Source organism: Pseudomonas sp. RA_15y_Pfl1_P11, from assembly GCF_963970975.1.
Taxonomy (GTDB): domain Bacteria; phylum Pseudomonadota; class Gammaproteobacteria; order Pseudomonadales; family Pseudomonadaceae; genus Aquipseudomonas; species Aquipseudomonas tritici.
Genome location: NZ_CAXAOY010000004.1, coordinates 171,223 through 188,593, shown reverse-complemented (window position 1 = coordinate 188,593; position 17,371 = coordinate 171,223). Strand labels below are relative to the sequence as shown.

The window sequence follows — 17,371 nt, the reverse complement described above, 5'->3', positions numbered from 1 at the left end:
GCTATGAGTAGCGGACGTATCGTTCAAATCATCGGCGCCGTTATCGACGTGGAATTTCCACGCGACAGCGTACCGAGCATCTACAACGCGCTGAAAGTACAAGGCGCGGAAACTACTCTGGAAGTTCAGCAGCAGCTGGGCGACGGCGTAGTTCGTACCATTGCGATGGGTTCCACCGAAGGCTTGAAGCGCGGTCTGGACGTAATCGACTCTGGCGCAGCCATCTCCGTACCGGTCGGTAAAGCGACCCTGGGCCGGATCATGGACGTACTGGGCAACCCGATTGACGAAGCTGGCCCGATCGACACCGAAGAGCGTTGGGGCATTCACCGTCCAGCACCTTCGTTCGCCGAACAAGCTGGCGGCAACGACCTGCTGGAAACCGGCATCAAGGTTATCGACCTGGTTTGCCCGTTCGCCAAAGGCGGTAAAGTCGGTCTGTTCGGTGGTGCCGGTGTAGGCAAGACCGTAAACATGATGGAACTGATCCGTAACATCGCCATCGAGCACAGCGGTTATTCCGTGTTCGCCGGTGTGGGTGAGCGTACCCGTGAGGGTAACGACTTCTACCACGAGATGAAGGACTCCAACGTTCTGGACAAAGTGGCACTGGTTTACGGTCAGATGAACGAGCCGCCGGGTAACCGTCTGCGCGTAGCACTGACTGGCCTGACCATGGCCGAGAAGTTCCGTGACGAAGGTAACGACGTTCTGCTGTTCGTCGACAACATCTACCGTTACACCTTGGCCGGTACTGAAGTATCCGCACTGCTGGGCCGTATGCCTTCCGCAGTAGGCTACCAGCCGACCCTGGCTGAAGAGATGGGCGTTCTGCAAGAACGTATCACTTCGACCAAGGAAGGTTCGATCACTTCGATCCAAGCGGTATACGTACCTGCGGATGACTTGACCGACCCGTCGCCTGCGACCACCTTCGCCCACTTGGACGCCACCGTCGTTCTGTCCCGTGACATCGCTTCCCTGGGTATCTACCCAGCGGTCGATCCACTCGACTCGACTTCGCGCCAGCTGGACCCGAACGTGATCGGCCAGGAGCACTACGATACCGCTCGCGGCGTTCAGTACGTGCTGCAGCGTTACAAAGAACTGAAGGACATCATTGCGATCCTGGGTATGGACGAGCTGTCGGAAACCGATAAGCAGTTGGTAAACCGTGCTCGTAAGATCCAACGCTTCTTGTCGCAGCCGTTCTTCGTGGCTGAAGTCTTCACCGGTGCTTCGGGTAAATACGTTTCCCTGAAAGACACCATTGCTGGCTTCAAAGGCATCCTCAACGGTGACTACGACCACCTGCCAGAACAAGCGTTCTACATGGTCGGCGGCATCGAAGAAGCGATCGAGAAAGCCAAGAAACTGTAATCCAGGCGCCCGGAAACGGGCGCTCATCAGGTTGAGGCAATCAGATGGCTATGACAGTCCATTGCGATATCGTCAGCGCGGAAGGGGAAATTTTCTCCGGTCTGGTCGAGTTTGTTACAGCGCACGGCGACCTGGGTGATCTTGGTATCGCCATGGGTCATGCCCCGCTGATCACAAGCTTGAAACCAGGTCCGATCACGCTGACCAAGCAAGGCGGGGAACGTGAGGTGTTTTACATCTCCGGTGGTTTCCTCGAGGTTCAGCCGAACATGGTCAAGGTACTTGCCGACACCGTGCAACGTGCTGGCGACCTGGATGAAGCCTCCGCTCAGGAAGCCGTCAAGGCTGCCGAGAAGGCCCTGAACGAAAAGGGTGCCGACTTCGACTACAGCGCTGCTGCTGTACGTCTGGCCGAGGCTGCAGCTCAGCTGCGCACGCTCCAGCAGATCCGCAAGAAGTAAGCGGCCATGCCGTCATGCTTTATGCGCGATTGATTAAAAAGGGTAGCCTCGGCTACCCTTTTTCTTTTTTTGCAAAACACTTCTCTGGTCTGAAGTCGGACCGCCCAGGATTGGTAGCCACTCATGTCTCTTGAAATCGTCATTCTCGCCGCTGGCCAGGGCACCCGTATGCGTTCGGCCTTGCCCAAAGTGCTGCACCCGGTGGCCGGCAATTCCATGCTTGGCCATGTTATCCACAGCGCCCGGCAACTCGACCCGCAACGCATCCACGTGGTGATTGGCCACGGTGCCGATGTGGTCCGTGAACGCCTGGCCGCGGATGACCTGAATTTCGTTTTGCAGGACAAACAACTCGGCACCGGCCATGCCACCGCACAAGCCGTGCCCTTCATCACTGCCGACACCGTGCTGATCCTGTACGGCGACGTACCGTTGATTGAAGTGGAAACCCTGCAACGCCTGCTCAAGCATGTCGTGCCAGGCCAGATGGGTCTGCTGACCGTTGAACTGGATGACCCTACCGGCTACGGGCGCATCGTGCGCAATGCCGACGGTAAGGTCGCGGCTATCGTTGAGCACAAGGATGCCAGCGAAACTCAGCGCGCCATTACCGAAGGCAATACCGGGATTCTGGCGGTCCCTGCCAATAAGCTCGCCGACTGGATGAGCCGTCTGTCGAACAACAACGCCCAGGGCGAGTACTACCTCACCGACGTCATCGAGATGGCCGTGAGCGATGGCCTGCTGGTGGCTACCGAACAGCCCCACGACCCGATGGAAGTGCAGGGCGCCAATGACCGCAAGCAGCTTGCAGAGCTTGAACGTCACTATCAACTGCGCGAAGGCCGCCGCCTGATGGCCCAGGGTGTGACCCTGCGCGACCCGGCGCGCTTTGATGTGCGTGGCGAAGTCACTGTCGGCCGTGACGTGCTGATCGACATCAACGTGATCCTCGAAGGCCGAGTGATCATCGAAGACGAGGTGGTGATTGGCCCGAACTGCGTGATCAAGGACAGCACCCTGCGCAAAGGCGCGGTGGTCAAGGCCAACAGCCATATCGACGGCGCTTTGATGGGCGAGGGCAGCGATGCTGGGCCGTTTGCGCGGTTACGTCCAGGAAGCGTATTGGGAGTTAAAGCCCATGTGGGTAACTTTGTTGAATTGAAAAACGCCAAGTTGGACGACGAAGCCAAAGTCGGACACCTGACCTACTTAGGTGATGCCACCGTAGGTGCGCGAACTAACATCGGTGCCGGCACCATCACCTGCAACTACGATGGCGCCAATAAGCACCAGACCAGCATTGGTGCGGATGTATTTATCGGTTCAAATAATTCGTTGGTCGCTCCGGTTACCCTCGACGATGGCGCCAGCACAGCCGCGGGCTCAACCATCAACCAGGATGTGGATAAGTCCCAACTGGCTGTCGCACGTGCCCGCCAGCGCAACATTGATGGCTGGAAACGCCCAGTCAAAATCAAAAAGACCTGAGTTATCCACACGCTGATCAGCGATAAATATCCAATGTGCGCGGGCTTGCTCGCGAATGCGGTCGTTCAGTCAACATCTCCCGTGACTGACACTCCGCATTCGCAAGCAAGCCCGCTCCCACATTGGTTTTGTGTTGATCTAAAAATTGTGTACGCCCCACTTGACGACGTTTCGCCAATAGGTTTTGATTGCCTTCGTTATCTTTCGAAACGAAACTTACCATCACCATGTCGAAACGAAATACCCCTCAACGGCGCCACAACATCCTGACCTTGCTCAATGAACAGGGCGAAGTCAGCGTGGACGAATTGGCCAAGCGTTTCGAAACGTCGGAAGTGACCATCCGCAAGGACTTGGCTGCCCTCGAAAGCAACGGCCTGCTGCTACGCCGTTACGGTGGCGCAATTACCATGCCCCAGGAACTGGTCGGCGACGCCGCCCAACCCATCTCGATCTACAAGCGCGCCATCGCCCGTGCCGCCGTGATGCGCCTGCGCGAACACGCGCGCATCATCATCGACAGCGGCAGCACCACCGCCGCGATGATCCCCGAACTGGGCCACCAGCCAGGCCTGGTGGTGATGACCAACTCCCTGCACGTGGCCCGCGCCTTGAGCGAGCTGGAGCACGAGCCGGTGCTGTTGATGACCGGCGGCACCTGGGACCCGCATTCGGACTCGTTCCAAGGCCAGGTCGCCGAGCAAGTGCTGCGTTCCTATGATTTTGATCAACTGTTTATCGGCGCCGACGGCATCGATCTGCAGCGCGGTACCACCACCTTCAACGAACTGCTGGGCCTTAGCCGCGTAATGGCCGAGGTCGCCCGTGAAGTGGTGGTGATGGTCGAATCCGACAAGATCGGTCGCAAGATTCCCAACCTGGAACTGCCCTGGAGCAGCGTCCATACCCTTATCACCGATGATCGCCTGCCGCTTGAGGCCCGCGACCAGATCCAAGCCCGCGGCATTACGCTTATATGCGCGGCAATCATCTAGGAGAAACACCATGTGTGGCATCGTAGGCGCAGTCGCTGAACGCAACATCACTCCCATCCTGCTCGAAGGCCTCAAACGCCTGGAATACCGTGGCTACGACAGCGCCGGTGTGGCCGTCTTCTCCAACGCCGGCAAGCTTGAGCGCATGCGTCGCCCGGGCAAGGTCAGTGAACTGGAGCAAGCCCTGGCCGGTGAGCCGTTGGTTGGCCGTCTGGGCATCGCCCACACCCGTTGGGCTACCCACGGTGCGCCGTGCGAACGCAACGCCCACCCACACTTTTCCGGCGACCTGGCGGTGGTGCACAACGGCATCATCGAAAACCATGAAGTGCTGCGTGAGCAACTCAAGGGCCTGGGCTACGTATTCACGTCGGACACCGACACCGAAGTCATCGCCCACCTGCTGAATCACAAGCTCAAAGACCTGGGCGACCTGACGGTCGCCCTCAAAGCCACCGTAAAAGAACTGCACGGCGCATACGGTCTGGCCGTGGTCAGCGCCACCCAGCCCGATCGCGTGGTTGCCGCCCGCAGTGGCAGCCCGTTGGTGATCGGCCTGGGGCTGGGGGAAAACTTCCTCGCCTCCGACCAGTTGGCCCTGCGCCAGGTCACCGACCGCTTCATGTACCTGGAAGAAGGCGATATTGCCGACATCCGCCGTGAAAGCGTGCAGATCTGGGACGTTAACGGTCAGTCTGTCGAGCGTGAAGCTGTGCAATACCGCGACGGCGCCGAAGCCGCCGACAAAGGCGAATACCGCCACTTCATGCTCAAGGAAATCCACGAGCAACCGGCCGTGGTGCAGCGCACCCTGGAGGGTCGTCTGGGCGACAAGCAAGTGTTGGTCAACGCCTTTGGCCCACAAGCCGCCGAGTTGTTCGCCAAAGTGCGCAATGTGCAGATCGTGGCTTGCGGCACCAGCTACCACGCCGGCATGGTTGCCCGTTACTGGCTGGAAGAACTGGCCGGCATCCCATGCCAGGTCGAAGTGGCCAGCGAGTTCCGCTACCGCAAAGTGGTGGTCCAGCCTGACACCCTGTTCTTGACCATCTCGCAGTCGGGAGAAACCGCCGATACCTTGGCCGCCTTGCGTAACGCCAAGGAGCTGGGCTTCCTCGCCAGCCTGGCGATCTGCAACGTCAGCATCAGTTCCCTGGTGCGCGAATCCGACCTGACCCTGCTGACCCAGGCCGGTCGCGAAATCGGCGTGGCCTCCACCAAAGCCTTCACCACCCAGCTGGTCGGCCTGTTGTTGCTCACCCTGTCCCTGGGCCAAGTACGTGGCACCCTCGCCGCAGGTGTTGAAGCCACCCTGGTCGAAGAACTGCGCCGCCTGCCAACCCGCCTGGGTGAGGCCCTGGCCATGGACAGTATCGTGGAAAAAGTCGCCGAGCTGTTCGCCGACAAAAACCACACCCTGTTCCTCGGCCGTGGCGCGCAATACCCGGTGGCAATGGAAGGCTCGCTCAAACTCAAGGAAATCTCGTACATCCACGCCGAAGCCTACCCGGCCGGCGAGCTCAAGCACGGTCCATTGGCCCTGGTGGATGACGACATGCCAGTCGTCACGGTCGCGCCAAACAACGAACTGCTGGAAAAGCTCAAGTCCAACCTGCAGGAAGTACGTGCCCGTGGCGGCCAGTTGGTGGTATTCGCCGACGAGAAAGCAGGCATGACCAATGGTGAAGGCACTCACGTCATCAACATGCCGCACATCAACGACACCCTGTCGCCGATTCTCTACACCATCCCGCTGCAACTGCTGTCTTACTACGTCGCCGTGCTCAAGGGCACTGACGTTGACCAGCCGCGCAACCTGGCGAAGTCGGTGACGGTGGAGTAATACGGCACGCGCCTTGAGCGCCCTTCGAAGCTACGAAATAAAGTCTGTCGGAAATAAATAAAGTCTGTCGCTGGCGCATTCGATCCCCCCGATTGAGTAGCCGGTGACGCTTTTTCCGGGCCACCGTGCTCGGGACGCACTGAGTATCCGTTAAGAGAGTTTTTTAGAAATATTCAAGATATTTCCTACTCTAGGGACGAATACATAGGTCATTCGATGTTGCCGCTGATGCAGAATTGACCCATCTGCCGACTTGGCGTTGCCCCACAAGCATTCAGCCCAAAGTCAGACCTGCTAACGCTTTACAAAGTTGAAGCCTGGGTCAGCGAAATTTCGGCAGCAGGGTCAATTCTGCATCAGCGGCAACACCTTGATCCGATTAGGAGAAAATTCTACTTCTGATGAGTATTTTTTCAGGGGGGATTACCTCTCCATCGAGCGAGATGGCGTGGAGTATTTTCCGCGATATGCCTTCAGCGCGGCCGACTATAGCTGCGTCGAGGCGCTGGAGATGATTATTGTCAGAATTCGATTAAAAGCTGATACCTAAGCCTCGGCTACCTCTACCCTGTTTCGTCCCGCTAACTTGCCTTCGTAGAGCGCGTAATCCGCCCTTGCAATTGCGTTGCTGAGAACCTCATCAGCACGATATTGAGTGACACCAATAGAGAGAGTTACGCTTACTTTTTTGCCATTGCTGTCAATCTCCAATGCCTGGACCGCCTTGCGTATACGTTCTGCGCTATCAGTTGCATTGCTAAAATCCGTATCGGGCAATATGGAGAGAAATTCTTCGCCACCCCAGCGTCCGATAAAGTCTTGCTCTCGCATTGAACATTTGAGTAATAGACTCACTGCCTCGAGTACACGATCACCGGTATCGTGACCGTATAGATCATTGACCTGCTTGAAGTGATCTATATCCATCAACATCAAGGTGAGATTGCGGGGACGTCTATGATGCCGTGCCAAAATTTTCTCGGTCAGAGCAATCATGTGCCGACGGTTGAATAACCCGGTTAATGAGTCCGTCGTTGCCATACGCGCCAGGCTCTTGTGAGCGCGGGTTACCGTGATCACATAGAACAACGCAAGATAGCTGAACATGCAGAAAACTACTGTCAGGTTAAAAACATGCACACCCAACAGGGCATTGGAGGAGATGGGTTGCAGAGGACTTACGAACCACATTAGTACATCTAAGCCTACATAGTAAGCCCAAAGGCAGCCTGCGTATATCCAGGCGCTACGGGCACGCATGCTGACGAACAGGGCCGGAATAAACATTAACAAGAAGTAGTGAAAACCACTTCCCCAGCCGACCAGAACTGTGCCCAGCCCAGCGTGCACAAGCACTTCAATACGTATAAGGAGAACTGCAAACTGATTTCGTCGTTGCTTGAACGCGTGATAGGCATAGACATACATGGCCACGCTGATCACGTTTATCCACGCCAAAATGGGTGAGCCCAGAATGAGGAAAATGAAAAAAAACGCAACGTCTACGCTGCCCGCCAATTGGCAGCAACGCATGGAAAGTTGCCAAAATTCTGGTCGAGCGTCGCGCGTGGGTAGGCTTTCAGAGAGTGTCCCTTGCATCAAACCTGTTACCTCAATATCCGGGTATACGTCGGTTTTTTAGGTTGGCTTTCTCAAGCCAGCAAATGAGACCTAAAAAAGGTTTCGCAGGGCCTTCAGGTTTAAGGTACGAGGCTAAGCATCAGTTGTCTAGTGGCTACTGGCCGCTTTTTAGCGGGAAAGGGGGCCCGGAAAAGACGCGAAGGGTACGTCGTGTGCGGTGCCCACGGCGCGCTGTTCAACCCGCTGATCGTTCTTCTTGGGGGCTCGGGGCCGCTCCGCCAGTCGGGCCTGCACTTTCTCCCAATAGCTTCATGCTTATGATCGCTTCCGTTTAAATCTAGATGGACTCCATGCCACAAACGGCGTTGTAAGGACGTGTGTTCCTCGGACGGCTACCCTTTTCCTGCAGGGTTTTTGGTTCAATTTTGAAATGCGCGCAACCATGGGGTTTCAGAGCATAGTAGGCAGAAGGAAACGTGAATGACAGTTCGATTTGATCTGCTATCGTGGAGGAAACACATTTCATCCCTGCTGAAGCTGAGTGGCTGCTGAGATGCGATGTCAAGGAGTTGGACCTGCCTTATCTGTTCGATAGCCCAAAGGCGCGGGCGTATAAAGGGGCAAATGTGGGGATAAAAAGTTGCTCGACGATCTCAAGCTAGAGCCGTTAACTATTCTAATTGTCGATGATCAGCCTATGAGTGTCCGGATCATCCGAGACACGGTTAGTGGTCTTGGAAAAGTTATATTTGCCACATCGGGGCTGGCGGCTATTGAAATAGTAAAGAGGTCACCGCCTGATGTTGTGCTACTCGACATTGAAATGCCTGGCATGGATGGATTTGCTGTATGTAAAGCTATCAAAAGCGATCCCGCCACAAAAGACGTTGCTATCATCTTCATTACCGCGCACGACCAAGATACTCGACAGATTGAGGCGCTTGGTATGGGCGGCGTTGAATTCCTGAACAAGCCGCTGAATATTCCCATCGCGCGCGCCCGAATCAAAATGCACCTGGTCCTGCGGTTAAAGAACAAGCAGTTGATCGAAGCAAGACGAAGTCTGGAAAACGTAGTTCAAAACCTGCCCGCCTTTATTTCCCAGTGGGATAAAGAACTGCGCAACGTGTTTACTAACGATCCGGGTGGCAAATGGTTTGGTCTGCGCGGCAGCCAAATGGCGGGGCTGCACCTTTGTGATGTATTAGGAGAAACCAATTTTTTTGCCATTGAACGGCATCTTGACGCAGAGCTTAAGGGAGATAATACGTCTTTCGATATCAGTCTAATCCGCCCTGACGGAGACATGTTACACGGTCAAGCTTCCGTGGTTTACCGCGATGTCGAAAATCGTGATGCTGGTTTTCTGCTGCTGATCACTGACGTCACGGACCGCAAACGTGCAGAGACGGCGCTATTTCGTGAAAAGGAGCGTATTCGAATTACCCTTAATTCAATTAGTGATGCCGTCATAGCAACCGATGTAGAGGGGCTGATAAGCTTTTTGAACCCGATCGCTGAAGAGATGACGGGATGGAGGGGCGCAGACGCGCTTGGTCAGGCGATCGAGAAGGTGATGCCACTGCGTGAAGCCTGTACTGGGCTCGAACTGCAAAATCCAATTCGCCTTGCGATACGCGAAAAACGAACTGTTGGTATGAAATTGAGTTCTAGATTGGTCTGTCGTGATGGCAGCACAATAGAGATTGAGGACTCCGCGGCACCCATTTTCGCTTCGGATCAGGAGCTCACAGGCGCAATTACCGTATTTCATGACGTTAGTGAGGCTCGGGCGTTGGCTATCAAGATGGCGCATTTAGCAAATCATGATGCACTGACCAACCTGCCAAATCGGATTTTACTGCGCGACCGTACTGAGCAAGCGATTCGCGACGCCAAGAGCGTAGGCGGAAGGGTCGCCTTCCTCTTTTTTGATTTGGATCACTTTAAAAGCATCAACGATTCAAGCGGTCACTCGACCGGTGATCTACTACTCCAGCAAGTCGCTACCCGGCTTACAAAAAGCATGCGCGGTAATGATACGGTCAGCCGCCAAGGCGGAGACGAATTTATAGTTCTATTACATAACATTCAGAAAGTTGAAGACGTCGCGTCAAAAGCAGAATATTTGCTTGGTTTGCTGTCAGAGCCTTATTGGATAGAAGGTAACCGTTTCGATCTCACGGTGAGCATAGGCATAAGCCTTTTCCCTGATGACAGCGATGATATGGCGACTCTACATCATCAAGCAGATGCGGCCATGTATCGTGCCAAACAGGATGGTCGTAATCGTTTCCAGTTTTTTTGCGCGGAAATCGAAGATACCTTGCGGTCTCGCCACCTGCTGGAAAAGCAAATGCGTGTTGCCTTAGAAAATCAGGAGTTTGAGGTCTATTACCAGCCTAAGGTGAATGCCAAGCACTCGACTATTATCGGAGCGGAGGCCTTAGTTCGCTGGAGGCGGGCTGATGGTCAACTGGTTTCTCCAGCTGAATTCATACCGATGGCGGAAGAAACCGGACTTATAGTGCCTATCGGTCTTTTTGTGCTTCGCCAAGCGTGCCTGGATGGTGTCAGGTGGCATGCAGAGGGCTTTCCCATCCTTATTGCCGTTAACGTCTCCTTGGTGCAGATGGAAGAGGTCAACTTCGTTGACTCAGTAAAGGCCGTGCTCGTAGAGACAGGTATTGCTCCAGAACTTTTGGAGCTTGAGATCACCGAGGGCGTGTTTGCCAGCAATATGATACGCACTCGTGATTCGTTGTTCGATTTAAAGGCACTGGGAGTTTCTATTGCACTTGACGACTTTGGAATCGGTTATTCGAGTCTCGCCTACCTCAAGCGCTTCCCAATCGACGTACTCAAAATTGATCAAAGCTTTGTGCGCGATATGCTGATAGACAGCAGCGATGCTGGGATTGTGGAGGCGGTAATTCAGATGGCGCAAAGTCTCAATCTCAGACTGGTCGCAGAAGGGGTTGAGCAAGAAGTTCAAGCTCAAGCACTGCTTGCTCTCGGCTGCCAGGTAATGCAGGGATATTTATATGCAAGACCGATTCCCTCGCTAGATTTTGAGGCATTACTGTTCCGAGGACTTGGTTAAATGCCCAGAAAACGCGACGACCCGAAGACCAGTTCAGCATAAGTTTTATGCTGTTTGTCATACGTTAAGGATAATGAATGTCCGATTTTATTGACTTAAGTGCGATAACATCAGAGAGGCGTCTGTCCCTCGGGACATTGCCCGCTCTGCTGTTCATTCTCGGCGTGCTTTTCACGGCGGCACTTTGTTTATGGGCTTCACAGCGCAACCAAGCTACTACACATGAGGCAATGGTTGACGCCACTCAGAGGGCTCTTTCAGCCATTCAATCCCAGCTCCGGCTTTATCAGTACGGCCTTCGAGGAGCGCGAGGTGCGGTGCTCACGAAAGGCGAGCAAACAGTCACACGCGAGCAGTTCAAGCGTTACAGCGACAGTCGCGACCTTATCAGCGAGTTTCCCGGTGCGCTTGGTTTTGGGTTTATAAGACGAGTCCCTCGTCCTGAGCAAGCTAGTTTTCTAGAGGCAGCACGTCGCGACGGCATGCCTGATTTTTCGATCAGAGAGCTCTCCCCAAATGAAGGAGAGAGATATGTGATCCAATATATTGAACCGTCCGGACTGAACCGACCAGCGATTGGCCTGGACATCGCTTCGGAGGCCAACCGTAAGACGGCAGCACAAAGCGCTATGCTCAGTGGCAAAGCAACGCTGACCGGTCCAATCACGTTGGTTCAAGCGACCGGGCAGCCCAATCAATCTTTCCTTTTTTTGATGCCGATTTACCGCACAGCTAAAACGCCTGAAACAGAAGCAGCAAAAATAGACCAAGCCTATGGTTGGACCTATGCTGTTCTCAGGATGCAGGACGTGCTGGGCGACAGCGGAGTCAATCTTGCGCACGTAGGTTTAGAGTTGCAGGATCAAACAACACCGGGCCAACCAGTATTGTTTTACTCAACCGTGACGCCAGAAAATCTAGCGCAAGCCATCGACAGCTACTCTGTCACACAAGAGGTCTATGGCCGGAAATGGCAACTCAAACTGAGTATTTATCCAGAGTTCATTTACACACTTCCTTTGATGTCGGTGAATGCGTTGGCCTTGAGTGGCGCATTGACAAGCCTATTCATTGCTGCGTTTACCTTGTTATGGAGCAATACCCAGCGCCGCAAGGAGCTGTTGATAATGGCGAGACTACAACTTGCCAACGTGATAGAGAATTCAGTTGATGGCATTATTGTAAAAACACTCTCGGGTACGGTAGTCGGCTGGAACAAAGGTGCGGAACATCTTTTCGGCTATACGGCACCTGAGGCAACGGGTCAGTTGCTTTGCTCATTGATCGTACCTCTAGATCTTCAAGATGAGGAAATAAACATCTTAGAGCGTATTCGAGGCGGTCATGCAGTTGAGCATTTTCAAACCCTTCGGCAACATAAGGACGGCCATCTGATCCATGTGTCTGTGTCCGTATCCCCAATGTGCGACTCCGTAGGCAACATTATAGGAGCCTGCAAGACCATCCGCGACATCACTATAGAAAAGGCAGCTGAAGCGCAGGTATTGGCAAGTAATCTTTGGCTTGAGGGGGAGGTTCAAAAACGTACTTCTGAGCTGGAGAGCGCACGACGCGCGTTGCGCACCGTTTTGGATGGCGTCCCGTCCATGATTGGCTATTGGGATACGCAACTCATCAACCGCGTTGCCAATCATGCTTATCAGGTCTGGTTTGGGCTCGATCCAGAGACGTTACCGGGACGTTCAATGCAGGCTGTATTGGGTGAACAGCTATTTCACGCCAATCGCGGTTATATAGCGGCTGTGCTGCGTGGAGAACCGCAGAGCTTCGAACGAGCGATCCCTGGACCAGATGGAAAGATCCGACATTCGCTTACCCATTACATCCCGGACACCGTCCAAGGTGAAGTTAAAGGGTTTTTTGTGATAGCACATGACGTGTCCGAGATCACCGAGAGCCGCCTCAAACTGGCACAGGCACTCCGTGAAAACGACCTGTTATTGCAAACTATAAACGAGCAGCTACTTTATTCCTTAACCGATACAAACGGCCTGATTCTGGATGTGAACGAACGCTTCTGTGAAGCTCACGGTTTTGCGCGAGATGGGTTACTGGGCAAGACTCACCAGTTACTTAAGTCGGGCGTTCATCCCGAATCATTCTGGCAATCGATGTGGTCCACGCTCCAAGAGGGCAAAGCGTGGCGTGGCGAAATTTGCAATCGTACGTGCGAGGGCAATCTGTGTTGGTTTGATACCGTTATTGCGCCCCGCATTGAGAGTGACGGCAGCATAAAGAGTTATATTGCCTTGTGCATCGACATCACCCATCGACGCGCTGCCGATGAAGAAGTGTCGAGACTGCATTTGTTGTTGCACACTGTGTTGCAAGCGGCATCAGAAGTATCGATTATCGCAACTGATAGAGCTGGCGTCATTAGCGTATTCAATGTGGGCGCTGAGAATATGCTTGGTTATAAGGCGAGCGAGGTTTTAGGCTTTTTGACGCCCGCCAACTTCCATCTTCAGGATGAGATCTTAGCTCGTGGCCAGGTACTGACCAAAGAGTTTAATCAAGTCATTGAAGGATTCCGCGTTTTTGTGCATATTCCCGAAGTCGCTGGCGCTGAGGTGAGGCAATGGACTTACGTGCGCAAAGATGGTGAGCATCTAACCGTTTCGTTAATCGTTACTCCCATGCGCGATTTACAGGGATGCATCACGGGTTATCTGGGCATCGCCACCGACATTACCCAGCAAGCACTACATCGACGTGAGCTTGCTGCTGCACGTGATCAACTTTTGCTTGCCGCAGAGGCGGCGCAGCTAGGGATATGGAGTTGGATTCCCGCGCAAGATCTGATGGAGTGGAATGACCGTATGTTCAGTCTCTATGCAACGCCTAGAGACTTGAAGGGTGGTGATCAACTCTACAATCATTGGCGATCGCGTATACACCCAGAAGATATAGAGGCGACTGAGACCAGTTTACTTGCTGCAATAGAGGGCCACGGGAAATATGATCCCGTTTTTAGAGCGCTCCGGCCTGACGGTTCTATTCGTTATGTGCAGGCAGGTGCTTACGTTGAGCGCGACCAAGATGGCAAGGCCACTCGTATAACGGGTATTAACCTGGATATTACTGAGCGCAAGGAGGTTGAGGCCGAACTGCGTGGCGCTATAGAGCGCGCAGAACAAGCCAGCCAAGTCAAAGGCCAGTTCGTGGCCAGCATGAGCCACGAAATCCGTACCCCCTTGAATGGGGTGCTGGGCATGCTACAGCTGCTGCGCAACGGTGGGTTGGATAGACGACAAGACGATTATGCAAGGAAAGCCCAGACGGCAGCTGAGTTGCTTCTCAGTCTTCTGAACGACATCCTCGACTTTTCGAAAATGGATGCGGACAGACTAGAGCTTGAGCAGCATCCATTCAGCCTTGAAACACTCCTGCGTGACCTGGCGGTTATCCTGTCAGGCAATATTTCCGATAAGCGCGTCGAGTTGTTATTTGATGTTGCCCCTCAACTCCCCAGTGCTGTTATTGGGGATCAACTTCGTTTACAGCAAATTTTGATTAACCTAGCGGGTAACGCGATAAAGTTTACCCCCGAGGGGCATGTTGTGGTGAAACTAACCGAACTGGCGCGCAATGACGAGCAGGTCGTGTTGCGCATTTCTGTTGCGGACACCGGTATAGGTATAAGCGAATCACAGATTAGCGGAATTTTTGAAGAGTTCACGCAAGCGGAAACCTCAACAACCCGACGCTTTGGTGGTACTGGGTTAGGTCTGGCAATCAGCAAGCGCCTGGTTCAGATGATGGGAGGTCAGCTACTCATTGACAGCGAGCTCGGAAAAGGCAGCACGTTTTGGTTTGATATCGCACTTGCTATTGATGATTCCGCGCCGCTCACGTCCATTCAGATTTTCACTGAGCACAGGCGTCGCGTATTGGTTGTTGATGACAACGTTTTATCAGGCCAGATTTTGGTACAGGCACTTGAAGCGTTCGGCTGGGATGTCGTTTTTGTCAATGAAGGCTGCGCGGCTGTTCAGTTGGTTAATCAATCCATCTCTCTGGGCGTCCTCTTCGATGCCGTGATTATGGATTGGCGAATGCCCGATATGGATGGGTTGACAGCGGCAAGATTGATAAAAAATATCCCGGATCATCCAAAGCCTCCGGTGATTGTTATGGTGACAGCATTTGGCCGCGAAGAACTGGCTGACGCGGTCAAGGATCAAGACGCACCATTTCAGGACTTTCTTACCAAACCGGTTACCCCTCAACAACTTTACGCTTCCATTGAATATTCATTAGGGGCGTCAGGTCCGTCAGGTATTGTTCAAGGAGTACAGACTACGGCTGGGGCACTTGAAGGCCTACGCCTGCTCGTGGTTGAAGACAATGCGCTTAACCGACAAGTGATCAGTGAGTTGCTGAGTGCAGAAGGCGCTGAAGTGACCCTAGCAGACTGCGGACTACTAGGAGTCGAACTTGCCATCCACGAACAAGGCGAGTTTGATGTCGTAATCATGGATGTACAAATGCCGGATATCGACGGTATGGAAGCTACTCGCCGTATTCGGTCCACTGCTCACTTTGCGTCACTGCCCATTATCGCAATGACTGCAAATGCATCCCCTGCTGATCGTGAATTCTGCCTTGCTTCAGGCATGAACGAGCATCTAGGCAAACCTATCGATATGGCCGAAGTTATTTCCGTATTACAACAGCTGACTGGGAGAGAGAGTGAGCCCCTGTTGACGGCGAACCAATCATCGCCTTTCTATCAAAATAACTTAATTGAACCGTTTGACAAAATTTTACTCCGCCTCGGAGGAAGGGCTGACGTATACGCCATGGCTCTAAGCAGTTTTGGCGATGAGTGTGAACGTCTGCTCGCTGAGCTGGAAAAAAACGCTCAGATTTTTGAGGCAACGAGTGTTGCGGACACATTGCACGCACTTAGAGGTGTCGCTGCAACGGTAGGAGCCACAGCGCTAGCAAAACAGGCGGGCGAATGGGAGGCCTTAGCAAGGCAATCGCCGCCGAACAAGCCTGCGCTAGGGCTACCCTCTGATGGAATTTCTGTGCTCCGAAGTTTGATGAGGGACAGCATTGAAAAGTTGCAGAGTGCTTTTGATGCTGAGAACATTTCAAATTTGCTTGACGGACGAGACGAGTCGCTTTGGTCATCAGAACGAAGTATTGCTTCGCTGGAGAATCTTTTGATAACCCTGGTGGCAGGTGATATGCGAGCGTTGGACGATGTCGCTGAGCTAGAAGCGCATACCCCTATCTCCCAACGGGCCGCGATTACTAGCCTCGTTAAGCTGATCCAAGACCTAGATTTCTATGAGGCGATTGAAAGGATCAAACACTTACTCACGGAAAAGTACAAATGAAAGAACTTCTCAATCAGCTAGTCGCCACTCGGGGATTCAAGCCAAAAGTTCTTGTGGTCGACGATCAACCTGTGAATATTCGACTAATAAACGAACTATTAAAAGTTGAATACGAAATTATTATGGCGATGGACGGTAAACAGGCCCTCCTCAAATGCCAAACACAACACCCGGATTTGATACTGCTGGATGTATTGATGCCTGGCATGTCAGGCCATGACATATGCCGTAGCCTTAAAGCCAGCGAAGACACACGCAATATACCCGTAATTTTCCTGACCTCCCAGGATGAGGTGGCCGACGAAGAACTGGGGTTCGAATTAGGCGCGGTGGACTTCATTACCAAACCTGTCAGGTCCTCGGTTATCATTGCACGTGTTAGAGCTCATCTAGCCTTGAAGTTACAATCTGACTTGCTGAAAACGATTGGGCTGACAGATGGTCTTACAGGAATTCACAATCGCAGAATGTTCGATGAAAACCTACAGCGTGATTGGCTGCAGTGCGCAAGATACGGGCAATACATTTCAATATTGATGATCGATATTGATCATTTTAAGCTATACAACGATCACTACGGCCATCAAAAGGGGGATGAATGTCTACGTGCAGTTGCCAATGCGGTAAAACATGCTCTTAGACGGCCTTACGATTCGGTCGCAAGGTACGGGGGCGAAGAGTTTTCTTGTATTTTGCAAAATACGGACGTTACCGGAGCTATCAGTGTCGCCCAAGCGATGCTTGAGGCAGTACGCGCAGTGGGTATCGAACATGTTAACTCACCTGCCCATGAAATTGTGACTGTCAGTATAGGTATTGGGACGACAATTCCGACTCGGGGTGCTTTGGCTGAGGAGTTGCTCAACGCAGCTGATAAAGAGTTATATAAATCTAAGCAGGCCGGGCGTAACAGGCTTAGCTTCATCGAGCTTAAGTAGTCTCTAACTCGTAAAAAGGTTTAAACGTCTATCCTGTCAATAGGAGAATAGGCAGTACCTGTTTGCTGCCGTAATGTGTTAAACGACATAAACTATACCGGGGGCAAGTTGGCGGTGGAGATGACTAACTTGCGTATCGTACATTGCGGTTGAGCCCGCTGTGCCAAAACCACTGCAGTGGTATTTCTGGATGCTCACGACAGTCTATAA

Annotated in this window: 9 protein-coding genes; 8 read left to right on the top strand and 1 reads right to left on the bottom strand. The window is 53.1% G+C overall.

What is annotated here, in order from left to right:
• The first annotated feature begins 3 nt into the window (after positions 1-3).
• The 5 genes from atpD to glmS all read left to right on the top strand — a co-directional run bounded on the left by atpD (position 4) and on the right by glmS (position 6,170).
• The gene (gene atpD, locus AACY44_RS06645) at positions 4-1,380 is read left to right on the top strand and encodes a F0F1 ATP synthase subunit beta (RefSeq protein WP_003233564.1); all 1,377 of its coding nucleotides are present in this window, start codon (positions 4-6) and stop codon (positions 1,378-1,380) included.
• 44 nt (positions 1,381-1,424) lie between these two features.
• Positions 1,425-1,841, top strand: coding sequence for a F0F1 ATP synthase subunit epsilon (locus AACY44_RS06640; protein WP_003195825.1), 417 nt, complete (start codon positions 1,425-1,427; stop codon positions 1,839-1,841).
• A 123-nt stretch (positions 1,842-1,964) separates the two neighbouring features.
• Positions 1,965-3,332, top strand: coding sequence for a bifunctional UDP-N-acetylglucosamine diphosphorylase/glucosamine-1-phosphate N-acetyltransferase GlmU (gene glmU, locus AACY44_RS06635; protein ID WP_339427724.1), 1,368 nt, complete (start codon positions 1,965-1,967; stop codon positions 3,330-3,332).
• Between the two features lie 227 nt (positions 3,333-3,559).
• A complete protein-coding gene (locus AACY44_RS06630; protein WP_314562196.1) occupies positions 3,560-4,327 on the top strand; it encodes a DeoR/GlpR family DNA-binding transcription regulator in 768 nt (255 codons plus the stop codon).
• A gap of 10 nt (positions 4,328-4,337) precedes the next feature.
• The gene (glmS, locus tag AACY44_RS06625) at positions 4,338-6,170 is read left to right on the top strand and encodes a glutamine--fructose-6-phosphate transaminase (isomerizing) (RefSeq protein WP_339427723.1); all 1,833 of its coding nucleotides are present in this window, start codon (positions 4,338-4,340) and stop codon (positions 6,168-6,170) included.
• Positions 6,171-6,716: 546 nt separating this feature from the next.
• On the opposite strand, the gene AACY44_RS06620 is transcribed toward glmS, so the two are convergent.
• Complete coding sequence (locus AACY44_RS06620) at positions 6,717-7,769, bottom strand: GGDEF domain-containing protein (protein ID WP_339457132.1); 1,053 nt, start codon at positions 7,767-7,769, stop codon at positions 6,717-6,719.
• A gap of 622 nt (positions 7,770-8,391) precedes the next feature.
• Between AACY44_RS06620 and AACY44_RS06615 the strand changes: the two genes are divergently transcribed.
• The 3 genes from AACY44_RS06615 to AACY44_RS06605 all read left to right on the top strand — a co-directional run bounded on the left by AACY44_RS06615 (position 8,392) and on the right by AACY44_RS06605 (position 17,161).
• Positions 8,392-10,854 carry a GGDEF/EAL domain-containing response regulator gene (locus tag AACY44_RS06615; RefSeq protein WP_339529958.1) on the top strand — a complete coding sequence of 821 codons (2,463 nt, stop codon included), beginning with the start codon at positions 8,392-8,394 and terminating at the stop codon, positions 10,852-10,854.
• Positions 10,855-10,931: 77 nt separating this feature from the next.
• Positions 10,932-16,223 (top strand): PAS domain S-box protein, encoded by a 5,292-nt coding sequence (locus AACY44_RS06610; protein WP_339529956.1) that lies wholly within the window; start codon positions 10,932-10,934, stop codon positions 16,221-16,223.
• Positions 16,220-17,161, top strand: coding sequence for a diguanylate cyclase (locus AACY44_RS06605; protein WP_339418573.1), 942 nt, complete (start codon positions 16,220-16,222; stop codon positions 17,159-17,161). The genes AACY44_RS06610 and AACY44_RS06605 overlap by 4 nt, the downstream gene beginning before the upstream one ends.
• Positions 17,162-17,371 lie beyond the last annotated feature (210 nt).